We start from the raw sequence: 15,105 nt of genomic DNA, 5'->3' as shown, positions 1-15,105 counted from the left end.
GATATTGTATTTAGCCTTCTAAGCGGATTTGAAAAGAATTCCTGGAATCCCTTGTGCATCTATGTGCTATCTAAGGTAAAATTGCCCGAATTGCATCGTCCCTATTTGAGAGAGTTATATCCGTGCGTCAAATTTTAGTCACTAACGCCCTACCATACGCCAATGGTCCGATCCATATGGGTCACTTACTCGGTTATATCCAGGCAGATATCTGGGTTCGCGCCATGCGTGCAATGGGACATGACGTGACTTATGTCTGTGCGGATGATGCGCATGGTACAGCAATCATGCTGCGTGCCGAAGCCAACGGGATTAGCCCTGAACAGCAAATTGCCAATGTGCAACAAGAACACATTCGCGATTTTGACGGTTTTGGTGTGCATTTTGATCATTATGATTCAACGCATAGCGACACCAACCGCGCACGTGCCAGCGAAATTTATGTCAAAAACCGTGATGCAGGCAATATTGCTGTTCGTCCCGTCACGCAATTATTTGACCCTGAAAAAGGCATGTTCTTATCGGATCGTTTTATTAAAGGCACTTGCCCAAAATGTAAAGCGGAAGATCAATACGGCGATTCTTGCGAAGTTTGCGGTACAACCTATAACGCGACTGAGCTGATTAATCCAAAATCGACTTTGAGCGGTGCGACGCCTGTAGAAAAATCATCAGATCATTACTTCTTTAAATTGCCTAATTTTGGTGAATACTTACAAAAATGGACACGCGATGAAGGTCGTTTGCCAGTTTCGATCGCCAACAAATTAGATGAATGGTTTGAAAATGGCTTGAATGACTGGGATATTTCACGTGATGCACCATATTTTGGTTTTGAAATTCCAGACGCACCAAATAAATATTTTTATGTATGGGTTGATGCACCAATTGGTTATATGTCGAGTTTTGAAAACTACGTAAAAACCAAACGCCCTGACCTAAATTTTGACGATTACTGGAAAAAAGATTCAGACAAAGAAGTCTATCACTTCATTGGTAAAGACATCGTATATTTCCACGCTTTATTCTGGCCTGCAATGTTAGATGGTGCGGGTTATCGCACGCCTACAGGTTTATTTGTAAATGGTTTCTTGACTGTAAATGGTCAAAAAATGTCGAAATCTCGCGGCACATTTATTAAAGCAGAAACGTATTTACAGCATTTAAATCCTGAATATTTACGCTATTACTTTGCATCAAAACTGTCTGATAAAGTTGAAGACTCTGACTTAAATCTGGATGATTTTGTGCAGAAAGTAAACTCTGATCTTGTAGGTAAAGTGGTGAATATTGCCAGTCGTTGTGCCAAATTCATCAACACTAAATTTGATAACAAATTAAGTGCAAACTGCGCTGAACCTGAGTTAGTACAAAGCTTTATTGCTGCAGGTGACTCGATTGCCAAAGCATACGAAGAGCGTGAATTCTCTGCGGCAATTCGTGAAATTATGGCGCTTGCTGACCGCGCCAACCAATATATTGATGAGAAAAAGCCTTGGGCTTTAGCCAAAATTGAAGGCGAAGAACAGCAAGTTCATGACGTATGTTCTGTAGGGATTAACCTATTCCGTCAATTGGCGATTTATCTTGCGCCTGTACTGCCAACCTTGGCTGAACAAGTTCAAGCCTTCTTACAGTTAGATAGCTTTAACTTTGAATCACGTAAAACTGTTTTAGTCGGTCATGAAATTGCGTTGTTCCAACCACTCATGCAACGTGTTGATCCGAAAGCGGTAGCTGCAATGGTAGATGCATCTAAAGATTCTTTAGCCGCACCTGCTGAAGCACCAAAAACGGAAAAGAAAAAAGAAAAAGCCAAAGAGAAAAAAGCAGAACCAAAAGTCGGTGAAGCGGAAATTATCACGATTGATGACTTTGTCAAAATTGATTTACGTGTTGCAGAAGTTTTAGAGGCTGCAACCGTTGAAGGTTCAGACAAACTGCTTCAATTAACTTTAAATGTAGGTGAAGCTGAGCCACGTAATGTGTTTAGTGGTATTCGTGAATTTTATCAACCAGAAGATTTAAAAGGCAAATTGGTGGTGATGGTGGCTAACCTTGCACCTCGTAAAATGCGTTTTGGTATTTCTAACGGTATGGTACTTGCAGCGGGTAATGGTGACGGCGTTTGGGTGGTTTCACCTGAAAGTGGTGCGAAACCGGGTGATAAAGTCAGCTAAGCTGTGAATTGAAAAATGCGCCGAAATGGCGCATTTTTCTTAAAAATATAATTATTTTATTGATTTCTAAATAATTCTAATTAAAATATCGCTGCTTTTATTTATTAAAATTATTTTAGGGGTATTTATGAAAAAAGTATTAGCAATCGCATTATCTTTATCGACACTTGCTTTCACTGGTTGTTCAGTACGTATGGCGGATATGACTGTCGCATCTACGAAAAACTATAACTTAAACTCAAATCAATTTGTAAAAGGTGAACGAGTTACAGGTGAAGATAAAGTACCTGTTGTATTATTTCCTTTAGGTATTCCAAACTTCAAAACAGCTGTAGATCGTGCAATTGAAAAAGATCGCTGTGCAGTTGCTTTATCTGATGTTGTTATTACTCAATTAAACCAAGCATTCATTGTAGGTCAAATTGGTTATCGCGTTGAAGGCACTCAAGTTATTGATCGCTCTCAACCAGAATGTAAAAAATAATATGTACTAAGTATAAATCCTCTCACCCTAGAGGGGATTTATACAAAAATCACTTCATCCCAAAAATTAATTTTAAGCCCAATACTGTCATGACCGCCCCTGCTGCACGGTCAAAAATAGCCTTAAACTTAATATAAGCCTGACGTGGTTTTTCTGCAGACAAAGCTACAGCAACCAATGAACACCAACCTGCATCAATAAAAAAACACAGAATTGGCAGCACCACATAAAAATAGTTCGGAATTTCTTTAGGCAACAAAGCTGTAAAAATACTCGCCAAGACAATTGCAATTTTAGGGTTAGATAACTGTGTAATTAAACCTGTGGTAAACGCACGGCGCAGTGACATTTGCTGTCCATCTGCAAGATTAGTTTGAATAGGCTCTTTGGCATGCTTCACAATTTTATAAGCCAAAAATAACAGATATAAACCACCGCAAATTTTAAGCAGCAAATATGCCGAAGGCACTGCCAATAAAATAGCCTGCAACCCCATCACCGCCAATAAACCAAAAATTGCGGCACCCGTACCCGTGCCTAAAGCCGTAAATAAACCATGCTTACGTGAAATGGCTATCGAATTTTTTGCCACATAAATAAAGGTAGGCCCAGGACTAATTGCCCCCAACATTAATGCCAAAGCAATAGAGCCTAAAATCAATAATGATTCCAAGATAGACCTCAAGATTAGAATAATTTTCAATTATTTATTTTACTTAAAAAACCATAATAGAATATATAATTTTTTTGATTTATGTTTATAAATTTAAGGATTTTTCAAGCAATTTGATATTTAGTAAAAACAAAAATAGAGTAAAAACTCAATTTAATTTCAATATCAAACAGTTAAAACATAGCATATGAACAGTAAAATTTTATTGTGCATCCATTTTTTCTATTAAAGTTTTTTTCTGATAATAATTTATCATCGATTTTTAGCAGAACTTTCATATATTTTTAAAACACATAATCCCATAATAAAATTATGGCTTTAATTTTCTTTAGAACAACAACCGAGGCACATCAGATGCAAAATAAAAGACTGAAAACATTAGACCACTCTAAATCACATCTTTGGATTGTAGGTGGAGGCATAGCTGGTATGGCTGCTGCTGCTTTTGCGATTCGTGATGCTAAAGTGCCAGCTGAACATATCCATATTTTAGAAGAATTGAATGTTTCTGGTGGTTCGATGGATGGTGGACATAATCCGCTTAATCCGAACCAAGCATGGGTCACACGTGGTGGACGTATGCTAACTGATGAAACTTATTTGTGTACTTGGGATTTATTTTCAAGCATCCCATCTTTAGAAAATCCAGACATTTCAGTTCGTGAAGAATGTCGTGAATTTAACGAACAAGTTAAAACCAATGCTCAAGCACGTTTGATCGACTCAAATCATATTATTGCAGAAGCTCAAAAATTGGGATTATCAACGCTCAACCGTGCTCAAATGTTACGTCTACTGGCATTAAAAGAAGATCGTATCGGTAGTCGCCGTATTGATGAATTTTTTGATGATGCATTTTTCCAAAGTAATTTTTGGCGGATGTGGCGAACCACGTTTGCCTTTCAAAAATGGCATAGCGCAGCGGAATTACGCCGTTATTTTCTACGTTTCATTCAAGAATTACCACGCATCCATACCTTAGCAGGTGTGAAACGAACTAAATACAATCAATATGATTCAATGATTCATCCTCTACAACGCTGGTTGGTGGAACAAGGCGTTGATGTTCGTTTCGGTAGTTATGTCACAGATGCAGACTTTGTCGAAGATGCCCAAACGAAGGAACGTAAGGCAACCCAACTTTATGTCAACATTCCAGAAGGCACTGAACAAATTCAACTGGGTGAGCATGATCTTGCGCTCTTTACTTTAGGTTCGATTACGGCTGATTCACGTTATGGCGATAAATTCGATGTTCCTGAGCTGATTCGTGATCGACAAGATCATGGCTGGCGTTTGTGGGAAACATTGGCTCAAAAAGCTCCTGATTTTGGTCGTCCAATGACCTTCTATGGCAACATTGATGAGCATAAATGGAAATCCTTTACGCTCACCATGCATGATGATGTGCTGCTAAAACGGATTATTGATTACACAGGAAATGAACAGGGTACAGGTGCACTCATGACTTGGTTTGAATCTGGTTGGCATCTATCTGTGGTCGTTCCAGCTCAACCGCATTTTGCTGACTTACCAGAAGGTAAATTCACCTTATGGGGTTATGGTTTTGAAATTGACCATATCGGCGATTACATTAAAAAACCGATGAGTGAAGCGACGGGTCAAGAAATTTTAATTGAGTTGATTCATCAACTTGGTTTCGATGACATTTTGGATCATGTGTTGGCACATACTGACATTACCACAGTAATGATGCCTTATGCCTCTGCCCTATTTGCATGTCGTAAAGCAGGTGATCGCCCATTGGTCATTCCAGAAAATGCAGTCAACTTTGCTTTCTTAGGTCAATTCGTAGAGCTTGAAGATGATGTGGTTTTCACTGTGGAATATTCCGTACGTTGTGCCATGATTGCCATTTATCAGCTCTTAGGTGTCGAACGTGAAATTCCAGAGATTTACAATGGTTTACTCGATCCTAAAGTTGGCTTAAATGCTTTGGAAGCAGTTTTTCATTAAATTTTAAAAAGCCATAGGGTAAATTGCTGCCCTATGGTTATTCAACTTATTTTGATAAAACGATCTTTGTACACGACAAAAAAGATAACTCATTGAAATAATGGCATAATACTTGTTTTCTGACGACGAATATGATCACACATTTCAATGAGTTACATCTCATATTAAACAAATATCTAAAGTGGAACAAGTCACATGTAAAATGTTTTACACTGATTATGCCTGCATTAATTGTAAAACAGACATGTAATCTTTCTTTTGTATCTAAAGCCTTACCCATCAAGTGCTTACCACAATCATTTTATCGACGTATACAACGCTTCTTTGCAGATCAGTATTTCGATTATCGTCAAATTTCTCAGTTAATTTTCAATATATTTTTATTCGATAAAGTCCAATTAACTTTGGATAGAACCAACTGGAAATGGGGAAAACGAGATATCAATATCTTGATGTTAGCTATCGTCTATCGTGGAATAGCGATACCTATTGTTTGGACATTGCTCAATAAACCAGACCATGTGGAGCAGATTTCCACTGCTGCGGGCTCATAGTTCAGTGTACTCAAACCTGATAATGCCACAGGCAACTCTTTACCAAAGTGGTGCAACGTATTGCGGTACGCATCGCCATTGATCCAGAACAAAAAGGCATGGAAAACCTACGTCCTGGTATGTCGGTAATCACGTCGGTGGATACCGACTCATAAACCAACACTGACATTCTCAATCAAATACATTTACAATGTGGTCAAATTCATTTCTCGTTCGCAAAAAATGTTTGATCACATTGCTTTTCCTACCCCTTATCAAACATTAGAACTTCCCCAGCCTGTTCAACTGACCATCAAACGCCTTGATCAGATTCATCCCCAGATTTCGGGCAACAAGTTTTTTAAACTCAAATACAACCTCTTGGCAGCACAACAGCAAGGTTTTTCTCAAGTCCTCACTTTTGGCGGTGCATTTTCCAATCATATTGCAGCAACAGCTTTTGCAGCACAGCATTTTGGTTTTCAAAGTATCGGCATCATTCGTGGTCAGGAACTTGCGACCCAAGACTTAAATCCTACCCTACAAACAGCGCAAGATTTTGGCATGCAACTGCATTTTGTCAGCCGAGCCGAATATCGTCTGCGCCATGAAGTAGAATATTTACAACAACTTCAACAGCAATATCCTCAAGCCTTTATTATTCCAGAGGGTGGAAGCAATTCCCTTGCCATTCAAGGGACACAGGAAATCCTCTCCCCTGATGATTTAGAAAATTATGACGTAATTTGTTGTGCCGTGGGTACAGGTGGAACTCTTGCAGGCATCATTGAAAGCAGTTCAGATCACCAGCACATTTTAGGCTTTTCAGCCTTGAAAGGTGATTTTCTCAAACAGGACATTCAACAATGGACTGATAAAAGCAATTGGTCTTTAACCGATGCTTATTGTGGTGGCGGCTATGCCAAAACTACAGCTGAATTATTGAAATTTATTCAAAATTTTGAGCAAAAATATCAAATTCCACTCGAACACATTTATACAGGTAAAATGATGATGGGAATTCTTGATTTAATCCAGCACAATCATTTCCCTGCCCACACTCGAATCCTGGCCATTCATACAGGTGGGTTGCAAGGAAAGCTTAAAGCATATTAAAACCCCCACAAATCTTTTATAATTGCTCGCTTTTCGTCTACCGAGTAATACTCATGGTTCATCAGGTTGATGTTGTTGTTTTAGGTGCGGGTGCATCAGGCTTGATGTTGGCTGCAGAGGCTGGTAAACGTGGGCGTTCGGTTGTGGTACTGGAAAAAGCCAATAAAGTGGGAAAAAAAATTCTGATGTCTGGTGGTGGTAAATGTAATTTCACCAATTTAGAAGTCGAGCCAAACCATTATATTTCACATAATCCACATTTTGTCATTTCTGCTCTCACCCGTTATACCAACTGGGATTTTATTGGTTTGGTCTGCGAATACGGCATTGAATATGAAGAACGTAAACACGGACAATTATTCACCTTAAACGGCGCTAAAGAAATTTTAGCCATGCTCTTGGCCGAATGTGAAAAAACCAATCTGGTCAATATTCAAACTAATTGTGAAGTCAAAGCTGTGAATGCCCTAGATGATCAAGGTTTCCAAATTGCAACGACTTTAGGGTATTTCCAAGCAAGCGCTGTGGTTGTAGCCACAGGTGGTTTATCTATTCCAACTTTAGGTGGCTCTGGAATTGGCTATGAAATTGCTAAACAGTTTGGTCATCGTGTTTACCCGACCCGTGCAGGTTTAGTGCCTTTTACCTTCTCAGACAGCTTTAAAGAAGTCACTACACGTTTAAGCGGTAATGCGGTGGATGCGACTTTATCAAATTCATTAAATAGTTTTACCGAAGCATTGCTATTTACCCATCGTGGTTTGAGTGGGCCGAGTGCCTTACAGCTTTCTAATTATTGGGATGTCGGACAAAGTTTTAAAATTAACTTTTTACCTTACTTAGAACTCTATGACTTTTTTAAAAATAAAAAGCAAAGCAGTCCTAAAGTTTTACTGCGCACCTTACTCAGCGAGCATCTGCCAAAAAGTGTAGTGGCTGAATTACAGCAACTGATTTGGCCTGCACTCTCTGAAACGGCAATTGGCAATATCAGTGATGAAAAGCTAGAACAGATTGCAGCACGTTTAAATGCCTTTGAAGTCAAACCATCAGGCACAGAAGGTTATCGTACTGCCGAAGTCACTTTAGGCGGAGTCGATACCCAAGAAGTTTCCTCTAAAACTATGGAAAGTAAAAAACAAAAAGGCTTGTATTTTGTTGGGGAAGTTTTAGATGTAACGGGACATTTGGGCGGCTATAATTTCCAATGGGCGTGGTCATCTGCACATGCAGCATCGGAGTATGTTTAAGTTTGCTTTTAGATGAAACATGCAAACAAATGAATGTGATAAAAATGATTCTAGTCTAAACAGAATAATATTGATCTTGCCGATCAAATTGCAAAATGACAAAAGCCAGTTTTTTCTAAACTGGCTTTTTCTTTAACACCGTCACGTACTATAAAGACTTAGCAATACGTGAATCCTGTTATTTTATTCTAAATAATCGGTACGAAATAATACCAATTTTGGCGTATTTGCCAAACGTGATTCAGTTTGCTGCATTTTAAGCACAGCATTTTGTTGATGCATAGGTAACGAATTTGCCACTTGAACTTTTAAACTGATACGTAATTTGTTTAGCATATTGATTTCTCTCATTATTGTCATCCTTGCGCGAATTTTAAGACTCAAATATTTCAGCTTGGTTAAAACCCAAGTTTTTTATTTTTCCCTTAAACCCTCATCAAGCTTTCCAAGTTATTGATCTGATTTATCCAAATCAGTCTTTGGCTCATTCCTGCCAAAGTTGATTAATTTTTAACATAATTTAAGAGCTTAGTCTATCCTCCTTTGGGTGATTTTTATCAACATTTTCAGTTGATTTTGCCGTTGCTTCTGGTTTAGCAAAGACAAACTTATAAGCGGCAACAAAAAAACCGATGGTGATGCCAGCAATCACTATTGGGGCAAAAAACTTATTGGGTACTGATTTGGACATTAGTCTTTCCTCTTTTTTAATAAATACCGAAAAGAAATCGACCAATACGGTGATTGGCCGATTATCTTAGCGATTCAAATCAAAATTTGAATAGGTTATTTCGGGTCATTTTTTGGATGTTCATCGACATCAGGTTCAGCCTCACCTGTCGAACCAAATGGGTTGTTGACTGGTGGATGTTCAGGATCAACCTTTAAGGTATCTGGCACTGCATGATCAGTTGCCGCTTCAGGTGTTGTAGTCACATCACTTACAGACGCTTGCGGCTGCTCAGATACAATAGGTGTCATCACACTTGATGCTGACGTTGCCGTTTCTGTCTTGTGCAAAGGATTCGGTTGATTTGCCTCACGTTTAGCTTTATCAATCAAATCAGTTAACACACGCTCTGCAGGTTGACGACCACCTAAACCAAAGGCAAGTGCGAAAGCCACTGCAACAGAACCGAGAGTTAAACCAAAGGCCAAGTTCACAATCGAGTCGGCAATACCCATCGCGCGTAAGCCCATGGCTACCACCAAACCCATAATTAAAATACGGACTAAGTTTGCCAACCAACGTGAGCTGTTATATTCACCGCGCTGTACCACTTTGGCGACCAAATTCGCGAGCCAGAAACCCACCACCAAAATGACAGCACCCAACAGGATATCTGCACCAAACTGGATAAACATGGCAATCAAGCCGCTGACTTGATCAAAGCCCAAACGGTTCGCCGCTTCAGATACCGCAAATAGCATGGTAAAGAATACAATCAGATAACCGACTACACATGAAATTTTAGTCGTACCTAAAAAGCGCTGTAAGTCGAGTTTGGCAGGAATATCATCGACTCCTGTACCTGCAACCACTTCCACCACAATATTGGCTACAAAACGCGACACCACATAAGCCAAAATAAGAATCAGACCTGCCGCAATAATATGCGGGATCGCATTCATAATTTCATACAGCATGGCTGTCGCAGGCTGCGAAATGGCTTCAATTCCAAGTGCCTCAAAACCAATAATCAAGGCGGTGATGATCACCAAGGCGAAAACAAACGAACCGAGTAATTTAGGTAAATTTGAATTTTTAAAAATGCCAACTTTTTCAGCATGCTGTTGAATATTCAGGCTGCCTAATAAACCTTCGACAATGCCACGAACAATTTTTGCCAGAATGTATCCGACAAAAACAATCACGCCTGCAATGAAGATGTTCGGTAAATACAGCACAACTTCATTCACCATGTTTTGCACAGGGAACAACAGACCGTTTAAGCCTAAAATTGACAGCACAATTGGCAAGAACAGCAATAAAATCAGCCAATAAACAATTTCACTGATATTTTGACTTAAGCCACTCACACCCACATCGGCACTGAGTTTTTCATCCAACTGGGTACGTGCCAACAGTTTTTGCATCCCCACTTTGACCAGATTTGCCAAAATCCACCCAATAAAAGCAACGGCTACAGCAGCCAGTAAAGAAGGAATAAACAGTAAGAACTGCTGAATCATATTACTGAATGGCCCACTGACACTGGTCAGATTCAACACATTCAGCGCACCAATGACCGCAATAATTAAAATCACCCAAAACACGACCCGCGACACAATCACTTCAATATTTGAACGATGCCCCGTTGCATTTGATAATTTTTGATCGGTACCTAATTTTTGTAGAACCTTTTTAATTCCACCCGCAACCAATAATGCAATCACCCACCCGACAAGTAAAATTGCGACTGCAGCTAAAATGGGTTGAAATTGCTCCCAATAATACATGGCATCAAAACCTCTGCCATGTAGGTTCCCATTAAAATAATCATTCATCTTGTTTAATCCTCATGGTGATTAGCTTCATTTTTAGGTTTGCACCACGGCGCAAAACTGCTTTTTATCGATTCAAATTATTGAGTAAAGCTCTATTCACCATAGAATTTGCATATTTTTTATTCAACCTTAGGATGCAGAATCGCAACAATTCTACAAAGGAGGGACAATAAACCTTGCGAAAATCCACAAAAAAGCCCTGCATCTAGGCAAGGCTGAATTTGTAAATATGAATTTTTGACGCTTAGGCTAAGCTACCGATCTGTTGCTGTTGCAGTATTACTGTCCTCTGCACGTGCTTCATCTCCAGCTGTGCCCGTTGTCGTGCTATTTGGCGTTGCTTGTTGTACGGTTGGATTAGGATGTCCAGGAGGTGCTTCGCTCGGACTCGGATTGCGATCCGCCATCATGTAAATCAGCAATGCCAATAAAAAGATTCCCACCAGTAGAAGCATATAGACTGGAATACGTTTTTTTCGCTTAATGTCTTCAGCTGAGTTTACATGAGGTGGTTTATTGAAATCATGTGGCATGTTCCCCTCACTTATGTATTTATCTGATGAATTTTTATACTAACAAGCTCCTCACGCTTATTGTGTGACAATACATAGCAAGATGGTGAAAAGATGTAATATACCTCAAGTACCACCTATGTTGCCCAATATCGACAAAGCTGCCTCTCACGGGGAAATGCGCTATAATCACGTACCGTTTTTTTGTGTACTTTGAACTTTATGGCGTATCGTCAACAAAGTGTATCGCTTGATCTTGACACTGACGTCACTCATCAATGTGCCTTGCACTATACCCGTGATGGGCATCTCATTGGTATTATTGAATTTAGCAAGCCCAGCTATCTGCTCAAATGGGGCGATTTGGAATATTTCCGTCGTCGTACCGAAGAATTTTCGGTCATGCCATTTCCAGATTGTGTGAATGCCATGATCATTGATATTCGCAACATTGCTGCATTTCTGGATAATGAAGTGCCAATTTTACCGTGGCGCTTACTTGAAGAAGAATGTCCTGTGCGTTTGGTGGTTCCTCAAGAGCGCTTAGAGCATTATGCAGGTTTTTTTGAACCGACTTGGCTAAGTAGCGATGTCGATAGCGCGATTCAGGAAATCCGCGAATATATGGATATGTTTGTGCACTAATTTCTTTGAAGAGTCACTTTCAAGCATTGCGTTCAAAAGTTGCTTTCAAAATTGAATCGCACCAAGCAAAAACCTCATCTGCAGCGTTGTAGATGAGGTTTTTATATGAATGGTGAAGATCACCTCAACAACCAATTTTTAGCGAATTGTGAAAATACATTTATTTTCAAAACTCGATTTAGGCAGCCACAAAACCTGCTTAAAACGCACCTGATCTATGCCAAAACTTCGCATTTTCTTAGATGTATAGCGCCAACCGACACAGTCTTGATATTTTTCATATTCAGGAGTCTGCCCTGCAATGGTTGAGCTTTGCTGAACTTTAATTTTCTGAAAAAAAGCGGTTTCCTTTGCACGGATTGGGCCAATATATTCATTATACATTTGTTCCATTTCGGCACTTTCAAATTGCATTTTTTGCAAACTGCCACCATGCCAACCCAACTGACTACGCAAGTTTAAATATTTTACTTTGCCCGCAGGAAACACATAATTGGCACAAGAAGAAAAGCAATACTGCGCAACTTCTACATTAAGTTGATGGTCAAAGACCAAATTGCCCAAATCAATACCTAAGCCGATCTCGCCACCCCGACTGTTGATTTTTAAGGTATCAATTTTATCTGACTGTTTAAGTAATTCCGCTGCACGTGCGTTGGCTTCAGGGCTAAGTGGCCCATCATAAATGAGTACGTGATCTTGCACAGCAACCTGAGTTTCCACCGTTTCAGCCTGTACGGTTTGTGCGACTATAAACATCAGCCCTGCGCTGGCTATATATTTGAACAGTTGATATTTGAATAGTTGTATCACATCCTCACCAATAATTTTCAACTGCAATATTACCTTCCCCGCGGCGATTCATGGTTAAACCACGTGCTTTTAAGGCTTCTTTGGTATCATCAACCATGGCAGGGTTACCGCATAACATCACATGGCTAGTTTCAGGGTTGAGTACACTGCCTGCAGCCTGTTCCAGTTCGCCATTCGCAATTAATACAGGCAAACGATCATGCAAAGCAGCTTGAGGGTCGCGAGTGATAATTGGGATAAACTCAAAGCCTGTATGCCCTTCGCCAAAAGTTTCGGCAATTTCGTGAATTTTATCGACATAAGCTAATTCGGCTTCGGTGCGCACACTATAAACCAAATAGATATATTGATATTTTGTCCACGTTTCAAAATCTTGCAGCATGGATAAAAACGGTGCAAGACCTGTACCTGTGGCCAACAACCATAAATCGTGTGGCGCAGGCAACTGATAACGCGCCAAGGTCAAAAAACCATAAGGGATTTTTTCCAAGTACAGCTCATCCCCCACTTGAAGGTGCTGCAAGTTAGAAGTAAATGCACCATCTGGCACGACAATCGAGAAAAACTCTAAAGTTTCATCAAAGGGTGATGACACCACCGAATAAGCACGTACTACCAATTCATCGCCCACTTTTAACCCGATACGTGCAAACTGCCCTGCGGTAAATTTAAAATGCGCAGGTCGGGTCATGGTGAAGCTAAACAAGGTGTTGGTCCAACGATGAACCGAAAGCACTTTTTCTAAAGTAAATTTTTCAATTGACATGATTTGAGCGTGGCATGAAAGACTGTGCTCATGTTAGCATGTCGGGGTAATTTATGAATATTTTTTAAATGTTAAGGCTTGATTCATGCGCATGACTTTACGCCAGTTGGCGGTTTTTGTAGCAGTTGCCCAAGAAGGGACAGTAACCAAAGCCAGTGATGCCGTTAAACTCACCCAAAGTGCTGCAAGCATGGCCTTAGCAGATTTGGAAGATGGCTTAGGCGCTCCACTGTTTGACCGTTTGGGTAAGCGCCTACAGCTGAACGATTTAGGTCGTTTTTTATTGCCACAAGCCTTAGAAATTTTGGGTCGTTGTGAAGCATTTGAGCAAGCCGCTAAAGGCGAGCTACAAAGTATTGATTTGCGTTTAGGTGCAACTCTTACCATTAGTGACTATTTGATGCCTGATTTAATGGCAGACTTTTTGCAAATTCAGCCGCAGGCGCATTTACAGTTACAAGTGGGCAATACCCGCCAAATGATTGAAGCTGTAAACCAATTTCAGCTAGATTTAGCACTGATTGAAGGTTCTTGTCACTTACCCCAACTCCAATGTATTCATTGGCGTGATGATGAACTTGCAGTGTGCTGTGCGCCAAGTCATCCTCTAGCGCAGTTAAACCGTGCTTTAAGCATTGCAGATTTTGAAGATGCCGAGTGGATTTTACGTGAAGAAGGTTCAGGTACCCGTGAAGTGTTTGACAATGCAATTTTAAAAGACCTGCCTGATGCCAATATTCGTTTAACTTTGGGTCATAACGAAGCGATTTTAAAAATTGTCGCAGGTGGGATTGGTATGTCGTGTATTTCACGATTGGCGATTGAACCTTTACTAGAAAAAGGTCAATTGGTGATTTTAGATACACCTTTCTGGCAACTGACGCGCCCGTTATTCATGTTGGTGCATCGTCAGAAATACCAAGGGCCTGGCTTAATGGCATTTATGAAGTTTTGCGACGCGAAATAGTTTATAAAAGAGTACCGATGATGGTACTCTTTTTTTAGCGATTAAACTGACTCTCACACGGTATGCCGTCACCATCACCGTCCATTTTAGTATTTGGACAATTTCGTATAAAGAATAATGCTTCTTCGTAAGACGTCATTTGACTACAGTGCTCACGCCCATCACAAGTAAAGTTCTGTTCAACAACAGGAACTTCTACTACTTTTTGTACTGATAAAGCTTCAGGCTGACTATTTTGCCAAGCTTGGTACTTATTAAATACTGCATAAGCCAAGCCGAATATAATCAATATACCCATATAAGTCACAAAATTGGATGAGTTATTTTCAGACTTCTGCTGTCTTTTATGATTCTGCTTTGTCGTATGAATTGCCCTTGATTGAGGTGTATGCCTTTCGACTGCAACCTTAATATCTAGACGGACAATATTATCTGCTTTGAACTTGCCATTTTCTTCTACTTTACGAAATTTTAGATTTTCTCCCACTTTTAGTGGAATATTTTTATTGGGAAAATCTTTAATATGAAAAAATAAATCTTTAGGCTCTCCTTCTATTTGAATAAAACCAAAGCCTCGTTCTTCGTTATAAGTTTTTATTTTCCCTTCTAAAAACATAAATTACTCTTTTCACGTTAATTTTTGATTATTGTACAAAAAAAGAGGCGAAAATGCCTCTTTTC

The 15,105-nt window shown here is 39.7% G+C and carries 15 protein-coding genes and 2 pseudogenes; 9 read left to right on the top strand and 8 right to left on the bottom strand.

Features of this window, described 5'->3' with window-relative positions; translation table 11 throughout:
• Nucleotides 1-122 precede the first annotated feature (122 nt).
• A complete protein-coding gene (gene metG, locus FTU35_RS02080) occupies nucleotides 123-2,180 on the top strand; it encodes a methionine--tRNA ligase (RefSeq protein WP_178867169.1) in 2,058 nt (685 codons plus the stop codon).
• 127 nt (nucleotides 2,181-2,307) lie between these two features.
• Nucleotides 2,308-2,664, top strand: coding sequence for a hypothetical protein (locus tag FTU35_RS02075; RefSeq protein WP_136144675.1), 357 nt, complete (start codon nucleotides 2,308-2,310; stop codon nucleotides 2,662-2,664).
• A gap of 49 nt (nucleotides 2,665-2,713) precedes the next feature.
• Here FTU35_RS02075 and FTU35_RS02070 read toward each other — a convergent pair whose 3' ends face one another.
• Nucleotides 2,714-3,337: a LysE family translocator gene (locus FTU35_RS02070; protein ID WP_180064456.1), complete on the bottom strand. Its 624-nt coding sequence runs from the start codon at nucleotides 3,335-3,337 to the stop codon at nucleotides 2,714-2,716.
• A 354-nt stretch (nucleotides 3,338-3,691) separates the two neighbouring features.
• Between FTU35_RS02070 and FTU35_RS02065 the strand changes: the two genes are divergently transcribed.
• From FTU35_RS02065 to FTU35_RS02045, 5 genes and pseudogenes are all read left to right on the top strand, one after another.
• Nucleotides 3,692-5,314: an oleate hydratase gene (locus FTU35_RS02065; protein WP_180064455.1), complete on the top strand. Its 1,623-nt coding sequence runs from the start codon at nucleotides 3,692-3,694 to the stop codon at nucleotides 5,312-5,314.
• 134 nt (nucleotides 5,315-5,448) lie between these two features.
• Nucleotides 5,449-5,826: pseudogene (locus FTU35_RS02060) on the top strand (IS4 family transposase); the annotation flags it as partial.
• Nucleotides 5,827-5,832: 6 nt separating this feature from the next.
• Nucleotides 5,833-6,023, top strand: a pseudogene (locus FTU35_RS02055) (HlyD family secretion protein); the annotation flags it as partial.
• A gap of 67 nt (nucleotides 6,024-6,090) precedes the next feature.
• A complete protein-coding gene (locus tag FTU35_RS02050; RefSeq protein WP_167846176.1) occupies nucleotides 6,091-6,963 on the top strand; it encodes a 1-aminocyclopropane-1-carboxylate deaminase/D-cysteine desulfhydrase in 873 nt (290 codons plus the stop codon).
• A gap of 53 nt (nucleotides 6,964-7,016) precedes the next feature.
• A complete protein-coding gene (locus FTU35_RS02045) occupies nucleotides 7,017-8,213 on the top strand; it encodes an NAD(P)/FAD-dependent oxidoreductase (protein ID WP_180064454.1) in 1,197 nt (398 codons plus the stop codon).
• A gap of 183 nt (nucleotides 8,214-8,396) precedes the next feature.
• Here FTU35_RS02045 and FTU35_RS02040 read toward each other — a convergent pair whose 3' ends face one another.
• The 4 genes from FTU35_RS02040 to FTU35_RS02025 form a co-directional block, all read right to left on the bottom strand.
• A complete protein-coding gene (locus FTU35_RS02040; RefSeq protein ID WP_004975492.1) occupies nucleotides 8,397-8,564 on the bottom strand; it encodes a hypothetical protein in 168 nt (55 codons plus the stop codon).
• A 169-nt stretch (nucleotides 8,565-8,733) separates the two neighbouring features.
• Nucleotides 8,734-8,904, bottom strand: a complete 171-nt coding sequence (locus tag FTU35_RS02035) for a hypothetical protein (protein WP_171501094.1) — start codon at nucleotides 8,902-8,904, stop codon at nucleotides 8,734-8,736.
• 95 nt (nucleotides 8,905-8,999) lie between these two features.
• Entirely contained in the window at nucleotides 9,000-10,721 is a 1,722-nt protein-coding gene (locus FTU35_RS02030; protein WP_004975489.1) for a mechanosensitive ion channel, read from the bottom strand.
• 254 nt (nucleotides 10,722-10,975) lie between these two features.
• Nucleotides 10,976-11,254, bottom strand: a complete 279-nt coding sequence (locus tag FTU35_RS02025) for a hypothetical protein (protein ID WP_004975487.1) — start codon at nucleotides 11,252-11,254, stop codon at nucleotides 10,976-10,978.
• 201 nt (nucleotides 11,255-11,455) lie between these two features.
• Here FTU35_RS02025 and FTU35_RS02020 point away from each other — a divergent pair, with 201 nt between their 5' ends.
• The gene (locus tag FTU35_RS02020) at nucleotides 11,456-11,878 is read left to right on the top strand and encodes a hypothetical protein (RefSeq protein WP_004975486.1); all 423 of its coding nucleotides are present in this window, start codon (nucleotides 11,456-11,458) and stop codon (nucleotides 11,876-11,878) included.
• A gap of 138 nt (nucleotides 11,879-12,016) precedes the next feature.
• On the opposite strand, the gene FTU35_RS02015 is transcribed toward FTU35_RS02020, so the two are convergent.
• Both FTU35_RS02015 and FTU35_RS02010 read right to left on the bottom strand, forming a co-directional pair.
• Nucleotides 12,017-12,691 carry a hypothetical protein gene (locus FTU35_RS02015; protein ID WP_180064453.1) on the bottom strand — a complete coding sequence of 225 codons (675 nt, stop codon included), beginning with the start codon at nucleotides 12,689-12,691 and terminating at the stop codon, nucleotides 12,017-12,019.
• Between the two features lie 4 nt (nucleotides 12,692-12,695).
• Nucleotides 12,696-13,457, bottom strand: a complete 762-nt coding sequence (locus FTU35_RS02010; RefSeq protein WP_179994130.1) for a ferredoxin--NADP reductase — start codon at nucleotides 13,455-13,457, stop codon at nucleotides 12,696-12,698.
• 85 nt (nucleotides 13,458-13,542) lie between these two features.
• On the opposite strand from FTU35_RS02010, the gene gigC reads away from it, so the two are divergent.
• Nucleotides 13,543-14,424 carry a LysR family transcriptional regulator GigC gene (gene gigC, locus FTU35_RS02005; protein WP_180064452.1) on the top strand — a complete coding sequence of 294 codons (882 nt, stop codon included), beginning with the start codon at nucleotides 13,543-13,545 and terminating at the stop codon, nucleotides 14,422-14,424.
• 34 nt (nucleotides 14,425-14,458) lie between these two features.
• Here the strand turns inward: gigC and FTU35_RS02000 are convergent, their stop codons facing one another.
• Nucleotides 14,459-15,040 (bottom strand): cold shock domain-containing protein, encoded by a 582-nt coding sequence (locus tag FTU35_RS02000; protein WP_179994129.1) that lies wholly within the window; start codon nucleotides 15,038-15,040, stop codon nucleotides 14,459-14,461.
• Between the last annotated feature and the right edge of the window lie 65 nt (nucleotides 15,041-15,105).

This window comes from Acinetobacter sp. YH12095 (genome assembly GCF_013419245.1).
Taxonomy (GTDB): domain Bacteria; phylum Pseudomonadota; class Gammaproteobacteria; order Pseudomonadales; family Moraxellaceae; genus Acinetobacter; species Acinetobacter towneri.
The sequence above is the reverse complement of the archived record's forward strand: the minus strand, read 5'-3'. Positions and strand labels throughout refer to the sequence as shown.